Origin of the sequence: Sandarakinorhabdus rubra (genome assembly GCF_010994245.1) — a bacterium.
Lineage (GTDB): Bacteria > Pseudomonadota > Alphaproteobacteria > Sphingomonadales > Sphingomonadaceae > Sandarakinorhabdus > Sandarakinorhabdus rubra.
Genome location: NZ_WMHO01000065.1, coordinates 1 through 12,253 on the forward strand (window position 1 = coordinate 1; position 12,253 = coordinate 12,253).

General features: G+C 68.3%; 16 protein-coding genes and 1 other RNA gene. 5 read left to right on the top strand and 12 right to left on the bottom strand.

The genetic code is table 11. The features are described 5' to 3' along the window. The coding region (locus tag GJV64_RS05855) for a cryptochrome/photolyase family protein (RefSeq protein ID WP_164156344.1) at window positions 1–837 on the top strand (837 nt) is incomplete at its 5' end. Here GJV64_RS05855 and GJV64_RS05860 read toward each other — a convergent pair. The 6 genes from GJV64_RS05860 to GJV64_RS05885 all read right to left on the bottom strand — a co-directional run bounded on the left by GJV64_RS05860 (window position 824) and on the right by GJV64_RS05885 (window position 4,287). Further along, window positions 824–1,522 (bottom strand): SDR family NAD(P)-dependent oxidoreductase, encoded by a 699-nt coding sequence (locus GJV64_RS05860; protein WP_164156345.1) that lies wholly within the window; start codon window positions 1,520–1,522, stop codon window positions 824–826. The two genes, GJV64_RS05855 and GJV64_RS05860, sit on opposite strands and share 14 nt — an antisense overlap. 67 nt (window positions 1,523–1,589) lie before the next feature. Further along, a complete protein-coding gene (gene clpS / locus GJV64_RS05865; RefSeq protein ID WP_164156358.1) occupies window positions 1,590–1,928 on the bottom strand; it encodes an ATP-dependent Clp protease adapter ClpS in 339 nt (112 codons plus the stop codon). A gap of 173 nt (window positions 1,929–2,101) precedes the next feature. Next, window positions 2,102–2,965: a phasin family protein gene (phaP, locus tag GJV64_RS05870; protein ID WP_164156346.1), complete on the bottom strand. Its 864-nt coding sequence runs from the start codon at window positions 2,963–2,965 to the stop codon at window positions 2,102–2,104. A gap of 98 nt (window positions 2,966–3,063) precedes the next feature. Further along, on the bottom strand, window positions 3,064–3,600 hold the full coding sequence (locus tag GJV64_RS05875) for a hypothetical protein (protein ID WP_164156347.1): 537 nt from the start codon (window positions 3,598–3,600) through the stop codon (window positions 3,064–3,066). Between the two features lie 37 nt (window positions 3,601–3,637). After that, window positions 3,638–3,883, bottom strand: coding sequence for a cold-shock protein (locus tag GJV64_RS05880; protein WP_164156348.1), 246 nt, complete (start codon window positions 3,881–3,883; stop codon window positions 3,638–3,640). Next, entirely contained in the window at window positions 3,883–4,287 is a 405-nt protein-coding gene (locus GJV64_RS05885; protein ID WP_164156349.1) for a Mov34/MPN/PAD-1 family protein, read from the bottom strand. Before GJV64_RS05885 ends, GJV64_RS05880 begins: the two co-directional genes overlap by 1 nt. 35 nt (window positions 4,288–4,322) lie before the next feature. On the opposite strand from GJV64_RS05885, the gene GJV64_RS05890 reads away from it, so the two are divergent. Genes GJV64_RS05890 through mtgA form a run of 3 tightly spaced genes read left to right on the top strand, consistent with a single transcriptional unit; the run spans window position 4,323 to window position 6,975 of the window. Then, window positions 4,323–5,261: an RluA family pseudouridine synthase gene (locus GJV64_RS05890; RefSeq protein WP_408014968.1), complete on the top strand. Its 939-nt coding sequence runs from the start codon at window positions 4,323–4,325 to the stop codon at window positions 5,259–5,261. Between the two features lie 35 nt (window positions 5,262–5,296). Beyond that, window positions 5,297–6,211, top strand: coding sequence for an RNA polymerase sigma factor RpoH (gene rpoH / locus GJV64_RS05895; RefSeq protein WP_164156351.1), 915 nt, complete (start codon window positions 5,297–5,299; stop codon window positions 6,209–6,211). A gap of 53 nt (window positions 6,212–6,264) precedes the next feature. After that, complete coding sequence (gene mtgA / locus GJV64_RS05900; protein WP_164156352.1) at window positions 6,265–6,975, top strand: monofunctional biosynthetic peptidoglycan transglycosylase; 711 nt, start codon at window positions 6,265–6,267, stop codon at window positions 6,973–6,975. 19 nt (window positions 6,976–6,994) lie between these two features. Here mtgA and GJV64_RS05905 read toward each other — a convergent pair whose 3' ends face one another. From GJV64_RS05905 to GJV64_RS05915, 3 genes are read right to left on the bottom strand one after another with little or no spacing between them, the layout of a single operon-like run. Then, window positions 6,995–8,092: a zinc-binding dehydrogenase gene (locus GJV64_RS05905; RefSeq protein ID WP_205599540.1), complete on the bottom strand. Its 1,098-nt coding sequence runs from the start codon at window positions 8,090–8,092 to the stop codon at window positions 6,995–6,997. Window positions 8,093–8,106: 14 nt separating this feature from the next. Continuing rightward, window positions 8,107–8,433 (bottom strand): YbaB/EbfC family nucleoid-associated protein, encoded by a 327-nt coding sequence (locus tag GJV64_RS05910; RefSeq protein ID WP_164156353.1) that lies wholly within the window; start codon window positions 8,431–8,433, stop codon window positions 8,107–8,109. Window positions 8,434–8,452: 19 nt separating this feature from the next. Continuing rightward, the gene (locus GJV64_RS05915) at window positions 8,453–10,150 is read right to left on the bottom strand and encodes a DNA polymerase III subunit gamma/tau (protein WP_164156354.1); all 1,698 of its coding nucleotides are present in this window, start codon (window positions 10,148–10,150) and stop codon (window positions 8,453–8,455) included. A gap of 77 nt (window positions 10,151–10,227) precedes the next feature. On the opposite strand from GJV64_RS05915, the gene ffs reads away from it, so the two are divergent. Next, window positions 10,228–10,322: signal recognition particle sRNA small type (ffs, locus tag GJV64_RS05920), an RNA gene on the top strand. Between the two features lie 15 nt (window positions 10,323–10,337). On the opposite strand, the gene GJV64_RS05925 is transcribed toward ffs, so the two are convergent. The 3 genes from GJV64_RS05925 to GJV64_RS05935 form a co-directional block, all read right to left on the bottom strand. After that, window positions 10,338–10,670, bottom strand: a complete 333-nt coding sequence (locus GJV64_RS05925) for a 2Fe-2S iron-sulfur cluster-binding protein (protein ID WP_164156355.1) — start codon at window positions 10,668–10,670, stop codon at window positions 10,338–10,340. Window positions 10,671–10,689: 19 nt separating this feature from the next. Continuing rightward, on the bottom strand, window positions 10,690–11,820 hold the full coding sequence (locus tag GJV64_RS05930; RefSeq protein WP_164156356.1) for a cysteine desulfurase family protein: 1,131 nt from the start codon (window positions 11,818–11,820) through the stop codon (window positions 10,690–10,692). After that, the coding region (locus GJV64_RS05935; protein ID WP_164156357.1) for an aminotransferase class V-fold PLP-dependent enzyme at window positions 11,817–12,253 on the bottom strand (437 nt) is incomplete at its 5' end. The genes GJV64_RS05935 and GJV64_RS05930, both read right to left, overlap by 4 nt.

Here is a 12,253-nt window from a genome sequence, read left to right on the forward strand (position 1 = left end):
CCCGACTGGGCCGGCGGCTTTGCGGACTGGCAGCCTGGCGAGGCTGGCGCGGCGGCGCGGGTGGCTGATTTCGCCCGCCGCGCCGCCGGCTATGACGCGACGCGCAACTTGCCGGCTGTCGAAGGCACGTCGCGCCTCTCCCCGCACCTGACCCTGGGCGAAATCTCGCCGAACGCGGCCTGGCACGGCATCGCCGATGCGGTGGGGGAGGCGGTGGCCGAGCCCTTTCTGCGGGAACTGGGCTGGCGCGACTTTGGCCAGAACATCATCGACCAGTTTCCCGATTATGGCGACGTGCCGGGGCGTGCGGCGTTCACGCGGTTTCCGTTCCGCGACGATCCCGAAGGCTTCCAGGCCTGGGCCCGGGGCCAGACCGGCTACCCGATCGTCGATGCCGGGATGCGGCAATTGTGGGCAACCGGCTGGATGCACAATCGGGTGCGCATGATCGCGGCGAGCTTCCTGGTGAAGCATCAGCTGATCGACTGGCGGCAGGGCGAACGCTGGTTCTGGGACTGCCTTGTCGATGCCGATTATGGCAGCAACTCGCTGGGCTGGCAGTGGGTGATGGGTTCCGGCGTCGACTCATCGCCGTTCAACCGCATCTTCGCCCCCGTCGGGCAGAGCGTGAGGTTCGCGGCGGCCGATTACATCCGCCGCTGGGTGCCGGAACTGGCGCACCTGCCCGATGACGCCATCCACGCGCCGTGGGAGGCGCCGCAGGCGCTGCTGCGCGCCGGGGTCCGGCTGGGCCGCGAGTATCCCGAACCGATCGTCAATCATGAGGCCGCCCGCGCCCGCGCGCTGGCGGCCTTTGCCGCCGCTAGAACGGAATGACCGCGCCCTGCCAGTCGATCAGCAGGCCCGTTTGCGCCGGGGTTGCGGCATCGATCACGGCGAGCAGGTGGCGGGCGCTCTCTTCTGGCGTGAACAGCGTCTTCACGCCCGTCTGGAAGGGCTTCGACAGGCCGGTGTCGACCGTGCCGGGGTGCAGCGCCAGCAGAATCTGAGCGGGGTTTCGCCGCGCCTGCTCGATGGCCATGGTGCGGATGAGCTGGTTCAATGCCGCCTTGGACGCGCGATAGCTGTGCCAGCCCCCCAGCCGGTTGTCGGCTGTAGAGCCGACGCGCGCCGACAGCGCCGCCAGCACCGACTTGCGGCCCCGTGGCATCAGCGGCAGCACGGCCTTGGCCACAAGCGCGGGGCCGATGGTGTTGACGGCAAAGCTGGTCGCCAGCGCATCGGCCGATAGCTGGTTGTTGGCCTTTTCCGGGCTCAGCCCCTCGCCGTGCAGCACGCCGGTGGCGATGACGACGAGATCGGGTGGGGCGGGCAGGGCCGCTGCCGCGACGGTGATGCTGGCAGGGTCGGTGAGGTCAACGCCGCTGCTGCGGCTCCAGCGCGCGACGTGCGCAACGGCGGCATCGGCGTCCAGCAGGTCAGCGAACGCGCTGCCCAGCCCTCCCGAGGCGCCGACAATCAGGGCGTTGAGGCCGGGCTGGAAACTGGGGAGCAGGGTCATGCCACCGGCCTTGGCGCAGCGGCGGTCAGAAGGGCAGGGGCTGCAAGGTCGCAGCCTCGAGGCTGCGTCAGTCCTTTTCCATCGTGCACTGCAGCGGGTGCTGGTGCTGGCGGGCGAAATCGATGACCTGGTTCACCTTGGTCTCGGCCACCTCATAGGTGAAGATGCCACACACGCCGACACCGCGCTGATGAACATGCAGCATGACCCGCGTGGCATCCTCGATGCTCATCTTGAAGAAGCGCTGCAGGGTGAGGACGACGAACTCCATCGGCGTGTAGTCGTCATTCAGCATCAGCACCTTGTAGAGCGACGGCTTGGCCGTCTTCGTTTCGGGCCGCGTCGCCAGTCCGACGCCCGCGCCGCCCCGGCCGCCACGGTCGGCGTCGCGATCCTCATCTGTCATGCGTTCAGGCGCGCGTGCGCTCATCGGTTTACCCGGAGGAAATGGGACTAATCCAGCCCTGTATAGCAAAAAGCCGGGCAGAAAAAAGCCCGGTGCGACCCTGCTGCCGGTCAGCGAAAAGGGCGGCGGGCCATCGGCCCGCCGCCCTGATCACGCAACACGAAAATTCGCGCTTACTTGGCGGTCCAGGCCGCCTTCATCTTGTCGGTTGCAACCGCAACCTGGTTCTGCACCGGCTCCATCACGTCGCCGGCCAGCTTGACCATCATCTCGGTCAGCTTGCTGTATTCGGCCACGGCGCTGTCGAACTGGGCCTTGGCGAAATCGCTCTGCAGCTGCATCAGCTCGTTCGGGGTCTTGGCGGCGGCCAGCTTCTTCACCATTGCGGTGGTTTCTTCGAACGAAGCCTTGGAGACTTCGGTCAGGCGGTTCATCACCTGCTCGACGCCAGTGGTGGCAACGCGGGCCGAGGCGATCAGCGCATCGATGTTGGCGCGGGCCATGTCGTTCAGCTCGTCGAGCGACTTCATGCTGGCTTCGACAGCTTCCTTGGACTTGGCGGCAACCTGTTCCATCGCGGCCTTGCCGTTGTTCACGGCAGCTTCGGTCTGGGCATTGATGGTTTCGACGGTGGTACGGACGGCATCCTGGGTGGTTTCAAAAGCGGTGGCCATGAGTGGCTCCTTCACGAATGGGGTGGCGGCGTTGAACACGGTGGCAAAGGGAATGACCAGCCCGCCGCTGGCAACTGGGGTGGTGGCGGGTTCACCGGCCACCTGCGGCGCCGGCTCTGGGGTCGGTTCGTCGGCGGTTTCGCTGGCCAGCGTGGAGACGGTCTCTGCGACAACCTCCGGTACTGGTTCAGCAACCGTTTCGGTGACCACCGGATCCACCACCGCTTCCATTGCGGGAACGGGCGGCGATTCAATGGTCGGCGCGGCGGCCTCGGTCACGGTGACCACGGGCGCTGCCGCCTTCCCGGCCGGCGCACGCTTGGCGACAGGCTTGGACTTGGCGGCGGGCGGCTTGGCGGTCATCAGCGTCTCCGGCTTTTGCTGCAATGCAACATAAGTCAGAGCGAGAAGGGTTTCAAGGGGTCAATTGCTGCACTGCAACAAAATCCCCGCGGACCAGCTCAGGCCGACCACGTGAGGCCGTTCGGCGTGGTGGCCAGCCGCCGGCCGGCGCGGTCCGCCGCCTGCAGCAGCATCGCCGCCAGCGAACCGCGGTTGCAGCTCGCCGGGCTGCCGGTGAAAACGGCAGCGACCGGGTCGGGCCATGTGCAGCTTGGTGCCACCGTCACCCCGTCCTGGTCAACGGCCAGCGGGCGCGTGCGGTTGAGATCTGCGACCAGCAGCACGCAGCCGGCGATCAGTGTCGCCATGCCGCCGGTGGCATCGCCTTCCCAGCGCCAGTCGACACTGGTCGAATCGAGCCCGTCCTTCAGCAGCCGTTCCAGCGCGCCGCCGGCCATGTCGGCTTCGGCCGCGCCCAGCGCCAGCCGCACCAGCCGCAACCGCGCGGTCAGCCGCCGGGCGCCAAAGCGGATCAGCTCGTTGATCTCCGCATCCGGCGTGTCGTCCAGCAGTTCGCTCGCCGTCATCACGCTGGCGATCGGCGTCGCCAGATCGTGGCACAGCCAGCGCACCAGATATTGTGTCACGTCACTCATCAGCCAAGCCCCCCAAACACTGGCCATTCCCCGCCTGTCAGGCCGGTTTGGCCGCTTCCCCAGCTTCGGCGCCTTCGCTGCGCACCACCAGGCCCTGCGCGATCAGACGGCCCTCACCATCCTGCGCCAGTTCGAAATCCAGCCGCTGGCCCGGCTGCAACCGGTTCAGCCCGGCGGCTTCCACGGCACTCATGTGCACGAACACGTCGCGCGGGCCGAGATCCGGGCTGATGAAGCCATAGCCCTTCTTGCCATCGAACCACTTCACCGCGCCACTGGCCATCAGGCGATCTCCAGCGCCACCGGCTCGAACCGTGCCGGCCCCGGCGCACCGGCGCGCGCCGCCCAGGCGCTGATGTCGCCGCCGGCGATGATCAGCCAGATGGCGCCATTCTCGGTGGCGCGGGCGGCATCTCGGGCAGAAGGCTCGGGCCGGCCATTGGGGTGGCTGTGCCAGTGCCCGATCACCCGGGCGCCGGCGCCGCGCGCGGTGCGGTGGGTGGCCAGCAGCGTGGCCGGATCAATCTCGAAACTGCGCGCCCGGTTGCGGGCGACATTGCGGGCCGGCACCAGTTCGGTCACCGCACCGTCCGTCCCCACCAGCAGGCCGCACACCTCCTCGCCGGCGTTGGCCGCTGCAGAATCGAGGAGAAATTGCCGCTGGGCGCTTGATATCCGCACGCTCATGCCAACATGGCTAAGCCATGGAAACTGAAAAGTCGATGACCATAAGCTTGCCGGCCGATGCCGCCGGCCAGCGTCTCGACAAGGCGCTGGCCGCGGCCGTGCCGACCTTCAGTCGCGAGCGGCTGAAGACGTTGGTGCAGGCCGGCAAGCTGGTCGGCAGCGCCGGTGTGATCTGGGATCCCGCGACCAAGGTGAAGGGCGGCGAGAGCCTGATCCTCAGCGTGCCCGCGCCCCGCCCCGCCCACAATGAGGCGCAGGATATCCCGCTCGCGATCCTCCACGAGGATGACCATCTGCTGGTGGTCGACAAGCCGGCGGGCCTGGTGGTGCATCCGGCAGCGGGCAACTTCGACGGCACGCTGGTCAACGCGCTGCTGCACCATTGCGCCGGGCGGCTGTCGGGCATCGGCGGGGTGGCGCGGCCGGGCATCGTCCACCGCATCGACAAGGATACGTCGGGCCTGCTGGTGGTTGCCAAGACCGACCCCGCCCACGAGGGGCTGGCCGCCCAGTTTGCCCGGCACAGCGTGGAGCGGCGCTATGTTGCCATCGTCGCCGGGATCCCGGTGCCGCCGGCGGGGCGCATCGCCGGCGCCTTGGCGCGCAGCAGCACCAACCGACAGAAAATGGCGATCGTCGCCGATGGCCGCGGCAAGCACGCCGTCACCCATTATCGCACCGTGGCCACCTTTGATGGCGCGGCGCAGGTGGAATGCCGGCTGGAAACCGGGCGCACTCACCAGATCAGGGTGCACATGGCGTCCATCGGCCACGGCCTGTTGGGGGACACCGCTTATGGCCGCACACCTGGCCGGGTGGCGCCGATCCTGAAGCAACTGGGCTTTGCCCGCCAGGCGCTGCACGCCGCGACGCTGGGCTTTCAGCATCCAGTCACAAAAGAATTTCTAGCGTTCGAATCGCCCCTGCCAGCCGATATGCTGGCGCTTATCGATGGCCTTGCCGGCCTTGCCTGAAAACGGCGGTACAGCCGCCGTGACGGAGTGAGATGATGACGTCCAACCTGCCTGTCCAGAAGCAGACCAGCATCCCCGCCCTGGGGTCGGAAGCCGGCCTCAACCGCTATCTGGCCGAGATCCGCAAGTTCCCGCTGCTCGCCCCGGAACAGGAATATATGCTGGCCAAGCGCTGGCAGGCCCATCAGGACCCGGAAGCGGCGACCAAGCTGGTGACCAGTCACCTGCGGCTCGTGGCGCGCATCGCCATGGGCTATCGCGGCTATGGCCTGCCGGTGAACGAGCTGATTGCCGAGGGCAACATCGGCCTGATGCAGGGCGTGAAGAAGTTCGATCCGGATCGCGGCTTCCGGCTGGCCACCTATGCCATGTGGTGGATCAAGGCGGCGATCCAGGAATATATCCTGCGCTCGTGGAGCCTGGTGAAGATCGGCACCACCGCTGCCCAGAAGAAGCTGTTCTTCAACTTGCGCCGCCTCAAGGGCAAGATCGGCGCGGTCGAGGATGGCGACCTCAAGCCCGACGACGTGAAGCAGATCGCCACCACCCTGGGTGTCGCGGAGGACGAGGTCGTCTCCATGAACCGCCGCATGGGGATGGGCGGTGACGCCAGTCTCAACACCCAGATGCGCGAGGAGGGCAGCGGCGAGTGGCAGGACTGGCTGGCCGACGATACGCCGCTGGCCGATGAACTGCTGGCCGACGACGAGGAGCGCAGCCAGCGCCACGCCCTGCTGGTCGAGGCGATGGCGACCCTCAATGAGCGCGAGCGCGACATCCTCACCCGCCGCCGCCTGATCGACGAGGCCGAAACGCTGGAGGAGCTGTCACAGCATTATGGCATCAGCCGCGAACGCGTGCGCCAGATCGAGGTCAGGGCGTTCGAAAAGCTGGCCAAGGCCATGCAGCAGACCGCAACCGAACGGCGCCTGCTGCCCGAACAGGTCTGAGGCTGCGACATGATTGACGCAGGCGTGCCGGGCGGCCAATGCTGGCCGGTGACATGGCCCGCGTCCAAGCCTTCTTCCGGTCGTTGCTGCAGGGTATCTTCCGCTGGATCACCCGGATTGTTGTGGCCTTCGTGGCGCTCAGTATCCTGTGGGTGGTGGCTTATCGCTTCGTGACGCCGCCGGTCACCTGGCTGATGGCGCGCGACGTGCTGGCCGGCCAGCGAGTGGAGCGGGCGTGGGTCCCGATGACCGTGATGTCCCGCAACCTGCCGCGCGCCGTGATCGGTGCCGAGGACGCCAATTTCTGCACCCATCACGGCTTTGATTTCGAGGCCATCCGCAAGGCCGCCATGGGCAATCTGGAGGGCGCCAAGCTGCGCGGCGGCTCGACGATCAGCCAGCAGACCGCCAAGAACGTCTTCCTGTGGCCGGAGCGTTCATGGCCCCGGAAGGCGCTGGAAGCCTGGTTCACCGGCCTCATCGAGATCTTCTGGGGCAAGCCACGCATCATGGAGATGTATCTGAACATCGTCGAGATGGGGCCGGGCATCTATGGCATGGCGGCGGCGTCAGACCATTATTTCGGCGGGCGGGTGGACCGGCTGTCGGCAGGCGAGGCGGCAAAGCTGGCCGCCATCCTGCCGCAACCGATCAAGCGCAGCGTCACCAAGCCCTCGCGCAGCGTGCGCCGCTATGCCCGCCGCATCGAGAAAAGGGTACGGGTGGTGGCGCGTGACGGCAATGACGCCTGCCTGTGGGACTGAGGCTCAGAGGCGCCTAGGTTTAGAGGCTGGGCATCACCAGATATTTCTGGCCTGTCGCGCGCCGATACCAACCCGCCACCGCATCGGGTTCCAGCATCCCTTCCAGGCTGACGCGGTGGCTGTAGTGGCTGGCGAAGGTGGTGGTCAGTTCATCGGCCACCCGCTGTTTCAGGCGCGCGAAGGTCTCCGGGCCGAACACCCGCATGCGCGGGAACAGCAGCCAGCCGCCCATCGCCCAGGCCATGCCGAAGCCGCGCGAGAAGCTGGTCGGCGACAGGTCCAGCCCGCCATAGATATAGACCTGCTTCAGCACCTCGGAGCCATAGCGGCTGTAGCCACCAGCGCGGGCGTTGATGGCCGCTTCCATGGCAGTGAGGATCTGCCCGGCCAGGCTGCCGCCGCCGATGGCATCGAAGGCCAGCGTGGCGCCGGTCTCGGTGCAGGCGGCGATCAGCGCGGCCATGAAATCGGGCGCGCTTGAATCCAGCACATGGACGGCGCCCAGGCCCTTCAACAGCGCAACCTGGTCAGGCGAGCGCACGATATTGACCAGCGGGATACCATCGGCGGCGCAGATCTTCACCAGCATCTGGCCGAGGTTCGACGCGGCTGCAGTGTGGATGATGGCGCTGTGGCCCTCAGTGCGCATCGTCTCGACAAAGCCGAGCGCCGTCAGAGGGTTGACGAAGCAGGAGGCGCCCTGTTCGGCGGTCGCGCCTGCGGGCAGCAGCAGCGCCTCCTCCGCTTTCACGACCCGATAACCGGCATAGGTGGCGCCGCCGATGATGGCCGCCTTGCGGCCCACCAGCGCCTCGGCCCCGCTGCCAGCGGCCACGATGGTGCCGGCGCCTTCGTTGCCGCAGGGCATGGCCTGGCCCAGCCGCGCCGCCATGGCGCGCAGGCCGGCGGGCGGCACCGGGGCGCTGATGCCGCCGGGAATGGCGGTGACGCGGGTCATGTCGGCGGCGCCGGTCAGCAGCCCGATGTCGGACGGGTTGATGGGTGCGGCCTCGATGCGGATCTTGATCTCGCCCGGACCGGGCGCGGGCTCCGGCACCTCGGCAATAGCGAGGACGAGTTCACCGGCTTCAGTGATGGTCGAATGGATCTGGCGCATGGTCGGTCCCCGGTTCAGAATTCGGGCAGCTTGAAGCCCGGCGGCAGTTGCATCCCGGCTGTCAGTTTGCCCATTTCGGCGCTGCCGGCCTGGTCGGCCTTGGCCTTGGCATCGTTGAAGGCGGCCACGATCAGGTCTTCCAGCATCTCGCGGCTGTCGTCGTTCATCAGCGAGGGATCGATGGACACGCCGCGCACCGCTCCCCGCGCCGTGGCCCGCACCTTCACCATGCCGCCGCCGGACGCGCCTTCCACCTCGATGCGGTCGAGCTGTTCCTGCGCGCGGGCCATCTGCTCCTGCACGTTGCGGGCGGCTTTCATCAGTTCATCAAGGCTGGGCATTGTCTCTCTTTCGGGGTCTTCAGGCGCTGCCGGGCAGCACGGTCAGTTCGGCATCGGGAAAGGCGGCAATCAGCGCCGCCACGGTGGGATCGGCACGCATCTCCGCCTCCAGGCTGCCAAGCCGTTCCAGCTCGGCCTCGCGCAGGGTCGGGGCACCGCCGCTGGCCTTCCAGTCGATCTGCCAGCGCTGCCCGGTCCATTCATCGAGACAGCGATTGATGGCCAGCGGCACGTCCTTGGGCAGGCCGCTGGCCGCCAGCACCAGCCGCGGCGGCGCGAACGTGACGGGGTGGATATCGTCGTGCAGATGATGCGCCAGCCGGGCTTCCCGGTTCTGACGGAACAGCGCCACCAGGCCGGCAAAATCCTGAGGCAGGGCGCCGGGCGGCGGCGGCTCGGCGGCGGCGGGCAGGCTGGCCAGTGGCGCGGGGGGCGAAGACTGGCCCGCGGCAGGCGGGGCAGATGAGGCCGCAGCACGCTCCTCGGTCAGCCGCTTCACCAGTCGCGCCGGATCGGGCAGATCGGCGGCGTGGCATAGCCGCAGCAGCGCCATCTCGGCGGCCTGCAGCGGCACCGGGGCGGTCTCCACCTCGGAAAGGCCCTTCAGCAGCAACTGCCACAGCATGGACAGGCGCGGGAAATCCAGCCGGCTGGCCCAATCATCCAGCGCTGCCTGCTCCTCGGCCGACAGCGCCGGATCTGGGCGCGGCGCCATGCGCTGGCGGGTGATGGCATGGACGAGCGCCAGAAGCTCGCGCAGCAGCTGGGCCGGATCGACGCCAAGGTCATATTGGCGGGCCACCGCATCCAGAAGTTCGGGCACGCGGCCAGCCAGCACATCGCCCATCAGCGCCCTGACCGCGCCTCTGTCGGCCAGCCCCAACATATCACGCACGGCGGCCGCGCTGATGTTGGCGCCGCTGTGGGCAATCGCCTGGTCGAGGATGGACAGGCCGTCGCGCACGCTGCCTTCGGCGGCACGGGCCACCAGCGCCAGCGCATCGGCTTCGGCGGTCACCCCTTCCGCCTCCAGGATGGCGGCGAAATGCGCCGACAGCGTCTCGGCCGGGATGCGTTTGAGGTCAAAGCGCTGGCAGCGCGACAGGATCGTGGCCGGCACCTTCTGCACTTCGGTGGTGGCCAGGATGAACTTCACGTTGGGCGGCGGTTCCTCCAGCGTCTTCAACAGCGCGTTGAAGGCGCTCTTGGACAGCATGTGGACTTCATCGATGATGTGGATCTTGAACCGCGCCGACACCGCCGCATAGCGCACGCCCTCGATGATCTCGCGCACATCATCGACACCGGTGTTCGATGCCGCGTCCATCTCGACGACGTCGATATGGCGGCCTGCCGCGATGGCGGTGCACGGCTCGCATTGGCCGCACGGCGCGATGGTGGGGCCGCCGCTGCCATCCGGGCCGATGCAGTTCAGGGCCTTGGCGATGATCCGCGCGGTCGAGGTCTTGCCCACCCCGCGCACGCCGGTCAGCAGCCAGGCCTGCGCCAGCCGGCCACTGGCGATCGCATTGGCCAGCGTCTGCACCATCGCCTGCTGGCCAAGCAGCGCATCGAAGCTGGCCGGGCGATATTTGCGGGCCAGCACGCGCGAACCTGCGGGTGCGGCGGCGGGCGCCGCGGGGGCAGCCTGGGGGGCTGGCGGCGGCGCCATGCCCGGGAAGGCCATTTCGGCCTCGATGTCGGATTCGTCTGCCATGTGTCGCAGTTCTTAACCCCTGCCGGCAGCCGCGTCACGGGACTTGCAGATTCCGGCCGCCACCGCCATATGGCCAACGGGAGCCGGGCGGACAGAGCGCTCGCCAACCCGGTCAGGTCCGGAAGGAAGCAGCCGTAACGAACCCGCTTTGGGTCGTTCCCGGCTCCCACTCACGCCAGTTCGCCTGCTATCGGCTGTTGTCCACCACGGCGCGCGGCATCTTCACGTCCAGCGTGGCGATCTCGTCGGTCAGCACCAGCTGGCAGGCCAGCCGGCTCTGGCGGTTGGCGCCGGCGGCAAAGTCCAGCATGTCCTCCTCCTCCTCCGATGGGGGTGGAAGCCGCCCCGCATCGCCGCCCACCAGGTAGACATGGCAGGTGGAGCAGGCCATTGCGCCCTCGCAGGTGCCCTCCAGCGGCTGGCCGTGCGCCTGCGCGACTTCGAGCAGGCGGGTGCCGGCGGCGGCCTCGACAATGGTCTCGCTGGTGCCGTCGGCCGAGATGAAGCGGATCCGGGTCATGCCGGCAGATGTGCCGCGATCAGGCGCGTTCTTCAAGATATTGTTGCACCGCAGCATTGATCTGGTCAGCCGCCGCGTCGATCTCCGCATCGGTGGTGAACCGGCCAAAGCCCAGCCTGAGCGAGGCCTTGGCCACGGCGTCCGGCAGGCCGAGCGCCAGCAGCACATGGCTGGGCCGCCCGGTCACCGCCGCACAGGCCGATCCCGAACTGATGGCAAGGCCGGGCAATTGCTTGAGCAGCGGCACGGTGACGCCGGGGACGCTGAGGTTGAGGTTGCCGGGCCAGCGCCGATCAAGGCTGCCATTGACCTCGACCGGCACGCGGAGCCGGGCCAGCAGCCGGTCACGCAGCAGCAACGCGTGGGCATGATCGGCCGCCATGCGCTGGCCGGCAATGCGCGCCGCCACGCCAAAGCCGGCGATCAGCTGGGTGGGCAGCGTGCCAGACCGGCCATCCTCCTGCCCGCCGCCGTGCAGCAGCGGCGTGATGACGGTGAACGGCCGGCGATAGAGCGCGCCCACCCCCTTGGGGCCGTAGATCTTGTGGGCGGTGATGCTCATCAGGTCGATGCCACTGGCCTCGACATCGATGGCGATCTTGCCGAAGCCTTGCGCCGCGTCGACATGGAACACCGCGCCGACGCCGTGCGCCAGACGGCTGATCGCGGCCAGATCCTGCACCACGCCGATCTCGTTGTTGACCGCCATTGCGCTGACCAGCGCCACATCCTCGCCCAGCGCGCGGGCGAGGTCGCCCGCGTCCACCAGGCCATCGGCGCGCACCGGCACCACGGTCAACTGGGCGCCAATGCTGGCAAGATACTGGGCGGTCTCCAGCACCGAGCTGTGTTCGGTGGCCAGCGTCACGATTCGCCGGCGCGTCTGGCCGGGCGCTGTCAGGACGCCCTTCAACGCCCAGTTGTTGCTCTCGGTGGCGCCGCTGGTGAAGGCAATGCTTTCGACCGGGGCATTGATCAGCGCCGCAATGGCCTCGCGCGCCAGCTCCACCGCCGCCTTGGCCTTGTAGCCCCACATATGTGCGCTGTGCGGGTTGCCGAATCCGTCCACGCCCCAGGGCGCCATTGCAGCGGCCACTTCGGGGTCGAGCGGGGTGGTGGCGCCATAATCGAGATAGATGGGCATGGTCATGCCGCCGCGGCCCCCAGCCGCCGCGCCATACGCAGCCAGGCGGCCACCAGCAGGTCAAGCTCGGCCGCCGTGGTGGCCGGGGACAGGCTGACGCGAATCGCTTCGCCGGCCGCCGCGCCCAGCCCCATGGCGGCCAGCACATGGCTGGATTTCACCTTGCCCGACGAACAGGCCGCCCCGGCCGAGACCATGATGCCGTCAAGATCGAGCATCATCACCTGCGTGGCGGCCGCCACGCCGGGCAGGCCGATGCTGCTGATGTGCGGCAGGCGCGCCGCGCCAGCGCCGTGGATAATAGCGCCAGCGGCCTGCAGGCGGGCCTCCATCGCGTCCAGCAGCTTTGCCACGGCGGACCAGTCGTGCGCTTGCGCCACGGCGGCCGCAAAGCCGGCGATGCCGGGCAGGTTGGGAGTGCCGCCGCGAAGGCCGCGCT